Annotated in this window: 8 protein-coding genes; 1 reads left to right on the forward strand and 7 read right to left on the reverse strand. The window is 72.7% G+C overall.

Annotated elements, in window-relative coordinates:
* Positions 1-5: 5 nt before the first annotated feature.
* From WME76_RS36685 to WME76_RS36715, 7 genes are all read right to left on the reverse strand, one after another.
* Entirely contained in the window at positions 6-929 is a 924-nt protein-coding gene (locus WME76_RS36685; protein ID WP_437956838.1) for a response regulator, read from the reverse strand.
* Positions 923-3,811 carry a response regulator gene (locus WME76_RS36690; RefSeq protein WP_437956839.1) on the reverse strand — a complete coding sequence of 963 codons (2,889 nt, stop codon included), beginning with the start codon at positions 3,809-3,811 and terminating at the stop codon, positions 923-925. Before WME76_RS36690 ends, WME76_RS36685 begins: the two co-directional genes overlap by 7 nt.
* A 235-nt stretch (positions 3,812-4,046) precedes the next feature.
* A complete protein-coding gene (locus WME76_RS36695; protein ID WP_437956840.1) occupies positions 4,047-4,907 on the reverse strand; it encodes a sugar ABC transporter permease in 861 nt (286 codons plus the stop codon).
* Positions 4,904-7,195, reverse strand: coding sequence for an extracellular solute-binding protein (locus tag WME76_RS36700; RefSeq protein ID WP_437956841.1), 2,292 nt, complete (start codon positions 7,193-7,195; stop codon positions 4,904-4,906). Before WME76_RS36700 ends, WME76_RS36695 begins: the two co-directional genes overlap by 4 nt.
* Positions 7,196-7,203: 8 nt before the next feature.
* A complete protein-coding gene (locus WME76_RS36705) occupies positions 7,204-8,283 on the reverse strand; it encodes an ABC transporter ATP-binding protein (RefSeq protein ID WP_437956842.1) in 1,080 nt (359 codons plus the stop codon).
* Between the two features lie 36 nt (positions 8,284-8,319).
* Entirely contained in the window at positions 8,320-10,176 is a 1,857-nt protein-coding gene (locus WME76_RS36710) for an alpha-amylase family glycosyl hydrolase (protein WP_437956843.1), read from the reverse strand.
* A gap of 148 nt (positions 10,177-10,324) precedes the next feature.
* Positions 10,325-11,959 carry a carbohydrate porin gene (locus WME76_RS36715; RefSeq protein WP_437956844.1) on the reverse strand — a complete coding sequence of 545 codons (1,635 nt, stop codon included), beginning with the start codon at positions 11,957-11,959 and terminating at the stop codon, positions 10,325-10,327.
* A gap of 306 nt (positions 11,960-12,265) precedes the next feature.
* Here WME76_RS36715 and WME76_RS36720 point away from each other — a divergent pair, with 306 nt between their 5' ends.
* On the forward strand, positions 12,266-15,796 hold the full coding sequence (locus WME76_RS36720; protein ID WP_437956845.1) for an AAA-like domain-containing protein: 3,531 nt from the start codon (positions 12,266-12,268) through the stop codon (positions 15,794-15,796).
* Positions 15,797-15,837: the final 41 nt, after the last annotated feature.

Genomic DNA, 15,837 nt, shown 5'->3' on the forward strand with positions numbered 1-15,837 from the left:
CCCCGTCAGCCGTCGTACCCGCCCTGCTCGCCGTCCGCGTCCGGCGAGCGACACCGCATCACCATGCAGATCTCGTTGCCCTTCTCGTTGTGCCGCACCTCGTCCATGAAGGTGCGGATCAGCATCAGGCCGCGGCCGCTCGGCTTCTCCAGGTTGGCGAGGTCGGTCGGGTCCGGCAGGTCGCGCGGGTCGAAGCCGGGGCCCTCGTCGCGCACGACGTAGGTCGCCTCGGTCCGCGTCTCCCGCGCGGTCACGTACACGCGGCGGTCCCGGTACGGGCCCTCCCGCCGGCGACGCTCGACCAGCGCCTGGAACGCGCCCGGATCCTCGTCGAGCAGCGTCGAGCTCACCTCGAGGTTGCCGTGCACGATCGCGTTCACGAGCGCCTCGCGCAGCGCCACCGCCACCTGGATGCGGCCCGTCTCGTCGCACAGCCGCATCCGGCCCAGGCTCTGCTCGATGTGGCCCACGAGCGCGGGCACCTTCGCCACGTCGTTGTCGAGCTCGAAATGGGACTCGGTCGCCGTCAGGCACGAGAGGAGCTGCTGCTCCCGGCGATCGAGCCGCGCCACCGCGAGGACGTTCTCGACCGTGCTCACGAGCTCCGCCGCGAGGTTCCGCTTCGCGACGTAGCTCGCCGCGCCGCGCCGGAGCGCCTGCACCGCGATCTCCTCGCTGCCGTGCGCCGTCATCAGGATCACCGGCAGGTACGGGTGGTCGCGGCGGATCGCCTCGACCAGCTCCAAACCGTCCATCTCCGGCATCTGGAGATCGGTCAGCACGATCTCCGGCATCGCCCGCGCGATCGTCTGCAGCGCCTCGACGCCGTTCTCGGCGTACATCGGCTCCATGCCGGCGCGCTTCTTGAGCAAGCTGCCGGAGAGGCGCCGATCCATCGGGGAGTCGTCCACCACGAGCACCCTCACCATCGCGTCACCTCGTTATCAGAGCGTGGTTCGCCCTGCACCGGCGGCGCAGGTTCCGCCGGCGAGCCCTCTCGCATGAACGCGGCGAGCTCGGGGATCAGGCGATCGATCTGCGCGCGGAGCGCGAACTGCGCCTCCGCGAGGCTGCCGAGCTCGTTCGCGCGCGCCATCTTCTCCAGCGCGAACGCGGCCTCGAACGCGCCCCGCGCGCCGAAGCTGTCCACCCCGCCCTTCAGGCTGTGCGCGGCCCGCTGGAGCTTGCGCGCGTCGCCGGCCGTCACCGCCTCGTCGATGTCGGCCATCCAGCGGGGGCACTCCTCGAGGAAGACCTCGGCGAGCTCGCGCAGGAGGTCGGCGTCGCCGCCCGTCCGCTCCAGCGCCTTGGTGCGATCGAACATCGGCCGCGCCGCGATCGACGACGGCGAGCCGGCCAGCCGCTCCGATCGGGTGCTCGGCGGCCCGCTCTCGAACGACGACGAGGGCACCGACGCGTACGAGCTCGGCGCGCCGAGCGACAGGCTCGCCGGATCCTCGATCTCCAGGGAGGAGGGGCCGGCGGCGAGCCGGTCGATCATGTCGTAGAGCTCCTCCACCTGCACCGGCTTCGACACGTAGCCGTCGAAGCCCGCCCGGAGGCAGCGCTCGCGGTCGCCCTTCATCGCGTAGGCGGTCACGACGATGAGCGGCATGTGCCCGCCCTCGCGCCGCTCGCGGGCGCGGACGGCGCGCGCCGCCTGGAGGCCGTCCATCTCGGGCATCTCGACGTCGAGCAGCGCCACGTCGTACTGCCCGCTCGCGATCTTCTCGACGGCGAGCCGGCCGTTCTCGACGATGTGCACGTGGTGGCCCTGCCGCTCCAGCCAGCGGCGCATCAGCTTCTGGTTGATCGCGTTGTCCTCGGCGACGAGCACGCGCAGGCCGCGGACGCGCGGCCCGGGCGCGGCGCGGCGCACGTCGGCCGACCGGAGCGCGCTCCGCGTCGGGACGCCGAAGGCGTGGAACACGGCCTCCTGGAGGTGCGACGGCTTCACGGGCTTCGTGACCATCGCGAAGACGCCGAGGTCGCGGCAGCGCGCGGCGTCCGCCTGCGCGCTCGTCGAGCTCAGCATCATGACGGTGCGGCCCTTCAGGATCTCGCGGCGGCGGCAGTGCTCGACCACGGCGAAGCCGTCGACCTTCGGCATGCGGGCGTCGACGATCGCGAGGCCGAACGAGGTGCTCGGCCCGACCGCGTTGCCCCCCGGCTTGCCCCAGGGCAGCGCCCACACCCCCGAGTCCTCCGAGAGCGCCGCGATCGCCGCCGCCCCGGAGTCGACGGGGACCGCCTTCATCCCCCAGCCCTCGATCGTCTCCGTGAGGATGCGCCGCGTGGTCGCGTTGTCGTCGGCGATGAGGACCCGCGTGCCCTGGAGATCCTTCGGGAGCTGCGGCCGGCGCGACCGGGCGGCGCCCTCGAGCGCCCGGAGCTGGAGCGTGAAGTGGAAGGTGCTGCCCTTGCCGACCTCGCTCTCGATCCAGATCTTGCCGCCCATCATCTCGACGAGGCGGGCGCAGATCGTCAGCCCGAGCCCGGTGCCGCCGTACTTGCGGGTGGTCGACCCGTCCGCCTGCGCGAACGCGTCGAAGACGAGCCGCTGCTTGTCGGGGGCGATGCCGATGCCCGTGTCGATGACGCGCACGTGGAGCACCACGACGTCGCCGAGCGCCTCGCCCGAGTAGAGGTCGGCCGAGCTCGGGCGGTCCGCGGCGGCCTCCTCGGGCGCGACGGGCGCGCGCGAGTCGACCCCGGCGCGGACGAGGATCTCGCCGGCGTCGGTGAACTTCACCGCGTTGCTCACGAGGTTCACGAGGACCTGGCGCAGGCGCAGCGGGTCGCCGACGAGCGCCTCGGGCACCTCGGGGCCGACGTCGTAGGCGAGCTCGAGGCGCTTCTCGTGGGCGCGGAGCGCGAGCGTCTTCACGGCGTCGCCGAGGATCTCGCTCGGGTCGAAGACGACGGGCTCGATCTCGAGCTTGCCCGCCTCGATCTTCGAGAAATCGAGGACGTCGTTGATGATGGCGAGCAGCGCGTCGGCCGAGATCTTGACCATCTCGAGGTACTCGCGCTGCTCCTGGGTGAGCTCGGTCTGGAGCGCGAGCGACGTCATGCCGATGATGCCGTTCATCGGGGTGCGGATCTCGTGGCTCACGCTGGCGAGGAACTCGCTCTTGGCGCGGCTGGCCGCCTCGGCGGCCTCCTTGGCCTGCTGGAGCTCGGCCTCGACCGCCTGGCGCTGCATGAGCAGGGCGCGCAGGCTCGCCGAGTGCTCGCGCTCGTTCTCGAGCGAGGCCTCGCCCATGGCGTCGGCGCGCCGCTTGGCGATGCTCGCCATCACCGCCATCGCGGGCGTGGTGACGGCGAAGACGATGACCCGCAGCAGGTTCTCCCCGGAGTAGTGGAGCGGCGCGCCGTCCTCGGAGAAGTAGATCGCGAAGTAGACGCACGAGATGAGCGACGTGACGATGCCGCTCCAGAGGCCGCCGCTGAACGCCGCGAAGACGATGATCATCGACAGGATCGCGGGCGGGTTCGGGACGGTCCAGTCGAACGCGGCCTCGAGCGAGGTGACCGCGCCGATGACGACCAGCGCGAGCAGGGGGCCGAGCAGCGGCAGCCACCGCTTCTCCCAGGAAGGGCGGCTGAGGCGCGGCTGAGGCGCGGACGGGGCCGGCAGGAAGGTGCCGCGGGCGTCGCCGTCGCCGACGAACGAGAGGCGGGGTTCGCCGGCGAGCGAGGGGCGGGGCTCGCCGGCGAACGAGGGGCGGGCGTCACCCCCCAACGAGGGGCGCGGCTCCGCGCTGCTGGTCCCCCGCGCGGCAGGCGGGGGAGCCTCGGCCTTCGGCATGGCTCCATGGAGATAGCGGGGTCGCGATCGGGCGTCCATGGCCGCGAGGGTGGGATGCGGCGGTCCGGCCGCGCGGGGGCGACGCCAGGAGGGGGCGGCGGGAGCGAGCCGAGGGCGCCGCGCGTTCCCCGAGCGCTCATCGCGCGTTCCCCGACCGCTCACCGCGCGTTCACTGTGCGTTCGCCGTGTGATCTCGGTGCGCTCCTCGTGCGCTCTGCGTGGGGTCTGCGTCGTGTTACCCCTTCACCCCGCCCGTGGTCAGCCCCGCCACGAGGTGCCGCTGCACCAGGTAGAACGCGCCCATGACCGGCAGCGACACGAGCAGCGCCCCCGCCGCGAACCGCTCCCACTGCGCGTCGTATTCGCCGATGTACCGCTGCAGCACCACCGGCAGCGTGAACATCTCCTCCTTGCCGAGCAGCGTCGCCGCGAGGATGAACTCGTTGTACGCCGTCATGATCGCGAACAGCGCCGTCACCGCGATCGCCGGCCGCGCCGCCGGGAGCACGACCCGCAGGAAGGCCTCGAAGCGCGTCGCCCCGTCGACCATCGCCGCCTCCTCCAGGTCGACCGGGATCGCCTCGAACGCCGCCCGGAGCTGGAAGATCGAGAACGGCACCGCCGTCGACGCGTAGCAGAGCACGAGCCCCGTCCGCGAGTTGAGCAGGCCCAGCGCGTCGAGCAGGAGGTACAGCGGGATCGCGCTCGCCACCGTGGGGAACATCTGCGTCGCGAGCAGCGCGCGCACGCCGCGGTCCTTGCCGATGAACTGGAAGCGCGCGAGCGCGTACGCCGCCGGGACCGCGATGGTCACGCCGACGGCCGCGGTCGCGAGCGCCACGACGATCGAGTTCGCGAGCTGGCGGGGGAAGAGCCAGATCTCCTCGCCGCCGACCTTCTGCGACGTGGTGACCACCGCCTCGAGGTGCTGGAGCGTCGGCTGGTTCGGGATCGGCAGGACCTCGGGCACCGGCGGGCGCGACCCGGAGAAGGCGATCGAGATGACCCAGAGCACCGGGTACAGCGCGAAGGCGACCGCCGCGAGCAGCGCGACGTGCACCGCGATCGACTCGACCGGAGAAGGCTTGCGCGTCATACGGCCTCCGTCGCCGCCACCGGGGCGGGCGCCGACCCGTCGGCGGCCCCGCCGCCCTGCGGGATGTAGGAGCCGGGCGTCCGCCTGCGCCACCCCGAGGCGCGCGTCGCGAACGTGAGCAGCAGGAAGATGAGCACCGAGTACGCCGCGGCGTAGCCGTACTGGGCCTCTCGCGTGAACGCCCACCGGTACGCCTCGGACACGAGGATGTCCGTGGTGCCGTCCGGATCGCCGCCCGAGACAAGGAACACCACGTTGAACATGTTGAACGTCCAGATCGCGCCCAGCGTCACCGCCGGCGCGAGCACCGGCCGGATCAGCGGCAGCGTAATATTCCAGAGACGCTGCCACCGCGTGGCGCCGTCGACCTCGGCCGCCTCGAGCACGTCCTCGGGCACGGCGGTGAGCGCGCCGAGCGTGACAACCATCATGAACGGGAAGCCGAGCCAGACGTTCGTCGTCACGTTGGCCGTGAACGCGGTCGTGAAGCTCGAGAACCAGGCGATGGGCTCGATGCTCGTGCCGAACGCGGAGTTCACCGCCTCGATGAGGCCGGTCACCGCCCCGAACTGCCGGTGGAACATGCCCTTCCAGGACAGCGCGGTGACGTAGCTCGGCACCGCCCACGGCACGATGAGCAGCACCCGGTAGAGCGCGCGGAGGCGCAGCGTCGGGCGGTGCAGGAGCAGCGCCAGCGAGACGCCGAGCAGGACGTGGAAGAAGAGGTTCACCGCCGTCCAGAGCACGGTCACCGCGAGCACGAGGTAGAACGAGCCGCTCGCGAAGAGCGGCCCGCCGCGCGCCGTGAGGATGCTGATGAAGTTGGCGAGGCCGACGAACCGGAGGCTCTCGCCGCTGCCGCCGAAGAGCGACGTGGCCGCGCCGATGACGAGCGGCACCATGACGAGCACGCCGATCGCGACGACGGCGTGCGCGACGTACTTGTAGGCCTGGAGCGAGCGCTGAATCGAGCGCTGGAGCGTCGGGCGCGTCGGGCCAGACACCGCGCGCTTCGCGGCGACGACCCACCGGAGCACGAGGGCGAGCGCGAGCGCGCCGAGCACGAGGAGCAGCGGCGCCGGCGAGGCGCGCGGCGGGAGCGGCCGGCGCACGTCGTCGAAGCGGCGCTTCGCCTCGGAGAGCGCGACGTCGGGGGGCGCGTCGCCCCGCAGGACCTTGCGGATCGCGCGCGCCGCCGGCTCCCACGTGGAGCGCATCGCCGGCGAGGTCGGCATGGGGATCGCCACCTTGGCCTGCTCGGCGAACGCCGCGATGAAGGCGTCGTCGGCCGGGACCGCCACGTCGGTGCGGACCGGCGGCGTGCGCGCGACCTCGAGGCGCGTGGCCGCGGCCGCGGCGCCGGCGATGTGGCGCGCGAGCGCCCGCGCCTCGGCGCGCTGCGCGCCCTGGGGCGAGAGCATCACCGCCTCGACGGTCATGAACGGCCGCATCGGCTGGCCGGTCTCGCGCACCTTCGGGAGCGGCACGACGCGCGAGCGCCGCTTCGCCTCGTCCTTGAGGCCGCCCACGAACCACGGCCCGCTGATCGCGAACGCCGCGCGGTTCGTGTTGTAGAGGTCGGTCACGAGCGCGCCGTTCGCGTCCTCCGGGACGACCCGCCGCGCGATCAGCGAGCGGACGAGCTCGAGCGACCGCTCCGGCCCGGGGCCGACGAAGCCGAACTGGTCGCGCTCGTCCAGCATCGTGCCGCCGAACGCGGCGAGGATCGGCATGTGCGCGTAGGCGTTCGACGCCTCGTAGGCGAGCGGGTACACGCCCTGCGGCAGGGTACCGGCGAGCGCCGCGATGTCCTCGAGGTACGCCGGCGCCTCGCGGACGAGCGCGGTGTTCATGTAGAGCGCCATGCACTTCTGGCTGATCGGCAGGCCGAAGATCTCGCCTTCCTGCCGCACCGCCGCGAGCGCCGGCCCCTGGAACACCGCCTCGCCGCCCGGCTCGAGCGCGTCGCCCACCGGCGCGACGAGCTTGCGCGCGCGGTAGTCGCCGAGCCGCTCGTGGGCGTCGATGAACAGGTCGGGCCCCTCCCCCATCGGGACGGCCGCCTGGAGCTTCGAGGCGTAGGCGTCGAACGGGAGGGCGAGGAGCTCGACCTCCTCGCCCTTGAAGGCCGCGACGATGGCGCCGAGCGCCTTCGCCTCGTCGTCGCGGTAGGCATGCCAGAGCCGGATCGGCGCCGCGGCCGCGAGCGCCGGCAAGAGGAGCAGCAGCGCGGCGAGCGCGGCGGCCGTGAGGGCGGGCGCGGGCGGGGTGCGGCGGCGGCCTGGCATGGTTCGCCTCACGCTTCCCGGAGGCTCAGCCCCGTGTCCGCGTCGAACAGGTGCACCTTCTGGAGCGCGATCTTCACGGTGTCCCCCTTCGCGACGGGCGCCGCCGGGTCGAGGCGCGCGACGAACGGCGCCCCCCCGACGGTGCCGTGGGCGTACGACTCGGCCCCGAGCGCCTCGACGATCGTGACCTGGAACCGGGCGCCCTCGTCCCCGGAGGCGAGGTCGACCTCGTGCGGGCGCACGCCGACCGTCACCCGCCGCCCGGACGAGAGCGCGCCCGGGAACTCGGCGGCGTCGATCTCGATCGCGAGATCGCCCTGGGACGCGAACCACCGGCCTTCCCGGCTCTCCACCCGCGCCTCGAAGAAGTTCATGGCCGGGCTGCCGAGGAAGCTCGCCACGAACTGGGTGCGCGGCCGGGCGAACACCTCGAGCGGCGGCCCGGACTGCTCGACGACGCCCTTGTTGAGCACGAAGATCTCGTCGGCGAGCGTCATCGCCTCGACCTGATCGTGGGTGACGTAGACGCTGGTCGCGCCGAGCCGGTCGTGCAGCTTGCGGATGTCGACCCGCACCTGCGCGCGCAGGGCGGCGTCGAGGTTCGAGAGCGGCTCGTCGAAGAGGAAGAGCTGCGCCCGCCGCACGATCGCCCGGCCCATCGCGACGCGCTGCCGCTGGCCGCCGGAGAGCGCCCGGGGGTACCGGTCGAGGAGGGGGCCGAGGCCGAGCATCTCCGAGGCCTCCTTCACGCGCGCCTCGATCTCGGCCGGCGGCGTCTTCCGGAGCTTCAGGCCGAAGGCGAGGTTGTCGCGCACGGTGAGGTGCGGGTAGAGGGCGTACGACTGGAACACCATGGCGATGTCGCGATCGCGCGGCTCCAGCCGGGTGACGTCGCGGTCGCCGAGGGCGATCGTGCCGTCGTCGGCCTCCTCGAGGCCGGCGAGCAGCCGGAGCAGCGTCGACTTGCCGCAGCCGCTCGGGCCGACGAGGACGGCGAACGAGCCGTCGGGCACGTCGACGGAGACGCCGCGGAGCACGTGGGTCTGGCCGAATCGCTTGTTGAGTCCGCGCACTTTGACAGAAGCCATGTTGGAGACTCTCGGGGGCAGGAGTGCTGAAGCGGGTCAAAGACCCTGGACGACCTGATCTTCCGGGACGAGCAGCGCGCCGCTCACCGGAGGCAGCTTGACCACGACGGCGCCGCTCGCGCCCACGGTATATTTCTTCTGCTCGGGCGAGAGCACGTCGACGAGCACGGTCCCCGGATCGAGCTCCGTCGTCATCGCCTCCCCGCCGAAGCTCGTGGCGCTGTGCTTCTTCGGGTGGGTGTTGATGACGACGAGCGCGTAATCGCCGCCCGCCTCGCCGCGCTCGAACGCGAAGATGCCGGCGTCCTCGTCCGAGCCGCCCGTCCGGTCCGTCGACCAGCGCACCGTCTGCTCGCCGACCGTGAGCGCCCGGTAGCCCCTGCGCAGCGCCGTGAGCCGCTTGACCCACCGGAAGAGCGGGTGCTGGGTGTCATAGCCGCTGATCCAGAGCGGCTCGCGGTTGGCCGGGTCGTTGCCGCCGCTGAAGCCCTGCTCCGTCCCGTAATAGAGGCAAGGGATGCCGTCCTCCGTGAAGAGGAACAGGAGCGCGTTCTTCAGCGCCGTCTCGGGGTCCGCCTTGAAGGGCGAGACGCCCGCGCCGTCGTAGAGGAAGCGCGGGACATCGTGATTGTCGATGAAGTTGACCAGCGTCTTCGTCGGCGGCAGGCCCGTGCCGTTCGCGTTCGGCTCGGTGCCGTAGTGGGTCTCTCGCGCGGCCCAGAGATCCTCGATCCGCCGGGTGCCGAGCGCGTCGCGGAAGACGTCGCGGAAGACCTGATAGTACTGGGAGAAGTAGAAGACGCCGTCGACCATGTCGCCCGTGATCGGCGCGTCGCCCGGACAGCCACCCTCCGCCTCGCTGCCGTTCTCGCGATCGAGATCGCCGCCGAGCGCCTCGTCGTGCGGGTGGGCCGGGACCTCGTGCTTCGTGAAGCTGCCGATGAGGTCGTCCCTGCCGTCGAACGCCTCGCCGAACATGAAGAAGTTGGTCTTGCCCCGCTCCTTGAGCCGCAGCCGGACGTTCTGCGTGAAATAGCGCCAGAACTCGTGCTCGACGTGCTTCAACGTGTCGATGCGGAACCCGTCGACGTCGGTGAGCTCGACCCAGCGCACGAACACGTCGACCAGGGTCCGCTTCACGTCGCAGCGGGAGGTGTCGATGTCCTTGAGGCCGCCCGGGAAATCGCCGTGCACGAGCTGGTCGACGTCGTCGAAATCGAAGATGCGCCCCTTGCGGTTGTAGACCTCGGGGTCCTGGAAGAGCTCGGGGAGCGGCGGGAGGTGGTTGGTCGCAGGGTCGTAGCGGAAGACGATCGGCGCCGGGCCCGACTCGCCGAGCGAGGTCCGCGCCTGGACGCCGCGGGGGTCGAAATCCGGGTCGTACTCGCTCATGCGCTCGAGCGGCGATTGCCCGGGCCTGCCGCTGCCGTACACCGACTCGTCGGGCTGCCCGTTCTGGTTGATGTCGTAATAGAAGAGCTGACCGACGTGGTTCGTCACCACGTCGAGGATCACCTTCATCCCGCGCTCGTGGGCCGACGCGACGAGCCGGCGCAGCGACGCGAGATCGCCGAAATGGGGGTTCAGCGCGGTGAAGTCCTGCGTCCAGTAGCCGTGGTATCCGTCGAAGCCGGCGTCGGTGTCGACGTTCTTGACGATCGGCGAGATCCAGAGCGCGGTGACGCCGAGCTCCTCGAGGTAGGGCAGCCGGTCCTCGAGCCCCCTCCAGTCGCCGCCGTGCCAGCGGCCGAGCGCCGAGGAGACCCGGGTGTTGTTGCCCGGGTCGCCGTCGGCGAAGCGGTCTATCAGCACCTGATAGATGATCTCCTCCCGCCAGTCGCTCACGTGCGCCTTGAGCGCGACCTGCTGCGCGACGACGTCGTCGAACGACATGCACCCCGCCGCGGAGAGCGCGAGGGCGGCGGCCGCCGGGCCCAGCGCGCGCGCGCGCGTCGTTCGCCAGGCAGACGCGCGCGCCGCTCGCCTGAGCGCCGTTCGCCAGAGAGAGTGCCTCGTTCGCTGCCGGAACATCGTGATCACCTCAGCTCGGGGTGTTGAACCACCACTCCGCCCCGAGACCGAAGAAGTGCTCTGTCTCGCGGAGGCCGAAGACATCGTCCTCCGGGTACAGCCCGCGCGCCCCCTCGTCGCGCAGCGTGAGCGCCCAGATCAGCCGGACGACCGGGCGGCTCAGGTCCCCGCGGCCGGCGGGCGTGACGAACGGGGAGACGCCGAAGCGCACGAGGCTCGCGGCGTGCGGCGCCCCGGGCGCGTCGAGCGAGCCCGGCGGCGCCCCCGGGGTCGAGAACACGCCGCGCTGCTGCGCCTGGTACGACGCCTCCACCGCCAGCCCGCCGAGCTCACCGAAGAAGACGTGCGGGCGGGCCATCACGACCCCCTCGTCCACGTCGTGGAGATCGAGATCGGGGCTCGCGTCGCGGAAGCTCCGCACGTAGCCGGCGACCATGACCCCGAACGGGCCGCGCTCCCAGTTGCCCCCGAGCGCCACGACGAGCTCGTGCGCGCCGGAGGTCGTCCCGTCGGCCGCGAGCTGCACCGGGGTCGCGAGCTCGCCGTACGCCGCGAGCCCGCGCGCGTACCGGACGAAGAGGTTCACGTGTGTGTCGCGCTCGCCAGCATAGGCGCCTATCTCGGCGCCGAGCACATAGCCGCTGTCCGCCGGGAGCCGCTCGTAGACGTTGGGCTCGGTCTGCCGCTGCCCGCGCGCGAGCGTGTGGAGCTCGCCGTACGCGACCCCCTTGAGCCCGGCCCGTCCCGGGAGCGGGATCACGTGGGCCGCCCGCGCGCTGCCGATGAACTTCTGGCGCGACAGCACCTCGACCGACACGGCGCCCATCTGGTTGAAGGGGCTCGGCCGCTCGACGGACTGGGTGAAGAACAGCCCCTGCGGCCTCGAGAGGCCCGCCTGGAGCGCCGCGGTCGTCCGTTCGTCGACGGCGTACTGGACCCCGCCGCCGAGCGTGTTGAGGTTGTCGAGCGGCCACCAGTCGAGCAGGTAGATGTCGTCTCCCCGGTACATGCGGGAGCCGGCCCAGAGCGAGAGCCCCTTTGCGCCGAGATCGCCCACCTCGAGATAGAGGTTCCGCAGCGCGATCGAGGCGTCGAAGACCCCGTCGTGATGGAAGATCGGGTGAGCGAGGGCGAGGGTGGTGACGACGCCTGTGGAGGCGCCGGTCTTCTGCCAGTGATCGTCGCGGCGGAGCGTGAGCTCGACATAGCTCGACTCGTCGAGGCGGGAGCCGTGAGCGACGATATCAGCGTCACGCCCCGGGCGCCCCCGGAGATCGGTCGCGGCGACAACGCGACCATAGGAACCGAAGGAGAACCCATCTTGCCTGGATTGCGCGACGGGCGGCGGCGTGGCCGCGGCGGGCGCGCCCGGATCGGGCCGCCCGCGCGACGAGACGGCCGCGGCCTCGCCGGGCAGCTCGGGGCGGACCGCCGCGGGCTGCGGCGGCGTCGCGCCCGGCAGATCGGCAGGCGGAGGAGCCGTCTCTGCCGGAGGCGGCGGCGATAACGGGGGCTCTGCGGCAGGAGCTTCCGGCGTATCGGGAGAAGCCGTAGTATCAGCAGGATTCTGCTGAGCCGCGGAGCGCAATGCACTCCCCAGCAGCGACATGGCCGCCAGCGCGGCCACGACGCGATGTTCCCCCACCCTCAACGGCCCTCGCACGGCGCGAACGCTACACCAGCCTCCGTCGCGCGGTCCACGTTTTCGACAGGAGGCAAGTGGGTTTTCTCCGCGCGCGCGACGGGCTCATTCGCCGTCGCGCGCTGCCGGAGGCCGCCGCCGCGCGGGGCTTTCGTGGGCCGTTGCGTGAGGCGTGGCCCACGCTGTCGACGTTCGACATGATTGCGACGTCATCGCGCCGTCACGAGCCCTCGTGTTTCACCGGGGACGCTTACGTCCCTGGGTGACGTTCCGTTGACCGTCCCGGCGCAGCATGGCACCGTCAGATTCGTGACCTTCTCCGCGCCTCCCGACCTCGATCAGGCGCAGGCCAGCGCCGGAGATCCGAGGCGCCGGTTCGAGGCGGGCGGGACCGTGGGAGACGGCGCCATCTATATCGAGCGCTCCGCGGACACGGAGCTCTTCGAGGCGCTGCGGGACGGGGAGCTCTGCTATGTGCTGTCGACCCGGCAGATCGGGAAGTCCAGCCTGCGATTGCGGGTCTCGAGGCGGCTCCGCGCCGAGCAGGTCGAGTGCGCGAGCGTCGATCTCGAGGCGCTCGGCGCCGAGTCGACGACGCCGGTCGGCTGGTACCTCGGGATCGCGTCCGAGATCGCCGAGCAGCTCGGGCTGGAGCCGCCGGACGAGTTCTGGGACATGCACTGGCACCTCGGGCCGGTGCACTGCTGGTTACGCTGGCTCGAGGACGTCGTGCTCGTGGAGATCTCCTCCGCGATCGTCCTGTTCATCGACGAGATCGACGCCACGCTGTCTCTGCCGTTCTCGCGCGACGACTTCTTCGCGGTGATCCGGTCGTTCGTGAACCGGCGGGCCGAGCGCCCGGCCAACGCCCGGCTCACCTTCTGCCTGCTCGGGGCGGCGGCGCCGTGGGAGCTCGTCGCCGATCCGGCCCGGACGCCGTTCACCATCGGCCGCTCGGTCCGGCTCGACGACTTCAGCCGCGCCGAGGCGCGGGGGTTCCGCGCGGGCCTCGAGGGGCTCGTGGCCGATCCCGACGCGCTGCTCGACGCGGTCTACGCGTGGACGTCGGGGCACCCCTACATGACCCAGCGGCTCTGCGCGGATCTCGTCGGGGAGCGGCGCGGCGTCAGCGTGGACGAGGCCGTGCAGCGGCGGTTCCTCGGCCACGGCCGGACCGAGGACCCGAACCTGCGCCACGCGGAGCGGTGCCTGGACGCGCAGGGGCCGCACCGCGCGCACGCGCCGAAGCTCCTCCGGCTGTACCAGCAGCTCCTCGACGCCCACCCGGTCGCGGCCGACAGCGGCGACCGGCTCCAGCTCCTGCTGCGGCTCTCGGGGCTCTCCGCGGAGCGGGCGGGGCCCGCGGGCGCGCCGTGCCTGGCCGTCCGCAACCGCATCTACGGCGCGGTCTTCGACCGCGCGTGGGTCGCGTCGCGCGAGGCGGAGCGGTCCGTCTCGGCGCCGCTCCTCCGCTGGCTCGCGAACGGGCGGAAGGACGACTTCCTCCTGGGCGGCGCGGCGCTCGCCGAGCTCACGTCGTGGTGCGACGGGCGGGCGGACCTCTCGACCGAGGAGCAGGCGTTCCTCGCCGCCTGCGCGCGGGCGGAGCGCCAGAAGCGGTCGATGCGGCGGCTGCTCACCGTGCTCGCCGTCGCCGTCACGCTGCTCGGCAGCCTGATCCTCGTGCTCCTCTGGCAGATGGGGAAGGAGGAGCAGGCGCGGCTCCGGGCGCAGCAGGAGTCGCGCGAGAAGGACGCGCGGCGGCTCGCGGCCCAGGCGGCGAAGGAGCTGGCCGAGGGCCGGCTGCAGCGCGCGCGCCTGCTCGCCGTGGAGGCCGGCCTCGCGGCCAGGGCGAGCGGTCGCCCCGCGGGTCCCACGGTGGTGCAGGCGCTCGGCGACGTTGTCTGGGGCCCCGCCGTGGGCCAGGAGGTGCTCGCCGGGCACGGCGGCGCGGTCCACGACGCGGTCTTCAGCCCGGACGGCCGCTCCGTGGCCACCGCCTCGGCGGACGGCCTCGCGCGCGTGTTTCGCCTCGGCGGGCGCGACGAGCCGCTCCTCCTGCGCGGCCACGACCTCGCGGTGGTCGCGGTCGCCTACAGCCGCGACGGGAGCCGCCTGGCGACCGCCTCGACCGACGGCACGGTGCGCCTGTGGCGCGCGGACGGCCATGAAGAGGGCACGCTCACAACGCCGGACACCGCGCCGGCCAGCGTGGCGTTCAGCCCGGACGGCAGCCGCCTTGTCGCGGGGACCACGAGCGGGGCGATCTATGTATGGCGCCCCGAGATGGGCGACGAGCCGCCGCTCGTCGTCGGCCTGGGCGAGCGGCACATCCGGCGCGCGGTCTTCAACCATGACGGCACCCGGATCCTCGCCACGGCGATCAGCGGGACGGTCTACGTGGTCCGCGTCGACGGGCACGGCGCCCCCGCGGTGCTGGACAGGCACGCGCACGGGGTCGAGAGCGCCGACTGGAGCCCGGTCGACGACCGCATCGCCCTCGCGGTGGGCGACGGGACCGCGCGCGTCCTCACGGCCGGCCATCGCGCGCCCATCGTCCTCCGCGGGCACCTGGGCGCCGTGCGCAGCGCCGTTTTCAGCGCCGACGGCGCGGCGATCGTCACGGCCTCCTCCGATGGAACCGCCAGCATCTTCCGCGCCGACGGAAAGGGCGCGCCCACGCTCCTCCACGGCCACGAGGGGATCGTGAACAGCGCCGCCTTCAGCCGCGACGGCCGGAGCGTCGTCACCGCGTCCGACGACGGGACCGCGCGGGTCTGGCGCCTCGACGCGCCGGGCGAGCCGCTGCTCCTGCACGGCCACGCCGGACCGCTGACCGGCATCGCCGTCAGCCCGGACGGCAGCAAGATCGCCACCGCCGGGACCGACAGGACGGCGCGCGTCTTCCGGGCCGACGGCTCGGGCGAGCCCGTGGTGCTGCGGGGGCACGAGGAGCACCTGCTCAGCATCGATTTCAGCCCCGATGGCGGCCGCCTCGTCACCGGCTCGGCCGACCGGAGCGCGCGGGTGTGGCGCACCGACGGCAAGAGCCCGCCGGTCGTGCTCGGCGCCCACGACAACCGGGTGGTCGGCGTCGCCTTCAGCCCGGACGGCACCCGCATCGTCACGACCTCGTGGAACGGCATCCTGCGCGTGTTCGAGGTCGGCGTTCCGGGGGAGCCCGTCGTGCTGCGCGATGAGCGCGCGGGGCTGATCCGCGCGGCGTTCAGCCCGGACGGCAAGGAGATCGTGGCGACCTCGGGGCCGAACGTGAAGGTGTGGCCGGCGGACGGCCGCGGTATCCCGCGCGTCATCCCCTCGGGGTCCGACGACCGCGCGATCGCCGCGCTGGCGGTGAGCCCGGACGGCAACCACGTTGCCGTCGCGGCGCTCGACGACGGCGTGCGGCTGCTGCGCACCGACGGCCAGGGACAGCCGTTCGTCCTGAACGGCCTCGGCACGGCGGTGCGGACGGTCGCGTTCAGCAGCGACAGCGCCCGCGTCGTGGCCGTGTCGAGCGACGGCATCGCGCGGGTGCTCCCGGTCGACGGGCAGGGCGAGGCGCTCACCCTCCGCGCCGAGGGCGTCACGCTCACGGACGCCGTGTTCACCCCCGACGCGACGCGCGTGGTGGCCGCGTCGAACGACGGCGCGGCGCGCGTCTTCTCGATCGCGGCCGAGCCCCTGGTGACCCGCGCGTGCGCCTATGTGGGGCGCAACTTCACGCGCGAGGAGTGGGCGCAGCTCATGCCCGACATGGCCTACCGCATCACCTGTCCTGAGTGGCCGGGCGCCCCCGAGCAGGACGCCGGCGTGGCGCCGCGGCCCAGCGTGCGCTGAAGCCTCGCGAGCGGCGCGCGTCGGTGGCTGTCTGTTCTCGG

The organism is Sorangium sp. So ce119 (genome assembly GCF_051524405.1).
GTDB classification, from domain to species: Bacteria; Myxococcota_A; Polyangia; order Polyangiales; family Polyangiaceae; genus Sorangium; species Sorangium cellulosum_G.

Bases quoted from the DNA above. Each gene is read 5' to 3' on its own strand.
- WME76_RS36685 (WP_437956838.1), bottom strand. From the start codon at position 929: ATGGTGAGGGTGCTCGTGGTGGACGACTCCCCGATGGATCGGCGCCTC.
- WME76_RS36690 (WP_437956839.1), bottom strand. From the start codon at position 3,811: ATGCCGAAGGCCGAGGCTCCCCCGCCTGCCGCGCGGGGGACCAGCAGC.
- WME76_RS36695 (WP_437956840.1), bottom strand. From the start codon at position 4,907: ATGACGCGCAAGCCTTCTCCGGTCGAGTCGATCGCGGTGCACGTCGCG.
- WME76_RS36700 (WP_437956841.1), bottom strand. From the start codon at position 7,195: ATGCCAGGCCGCCGCCGCACCCCGCCCGCGCCCGCCCTCACGGCCGCC.
- WME76_RS36705 (WP_437956842.1), bottom strand. From the start codon at position 8,283: ATGGCTTCTGTCAAAGTGCGCGGACTCAACAAGCGATTCGGCCAGACC.
- WME76_RS36710 (WP_437956843.1), bottom strand. From the start codon at position 10,176: ATGTCGTTCGACGACGTCGTCGCGCAGCAGGTCGCGCTCAAGGCGCAC.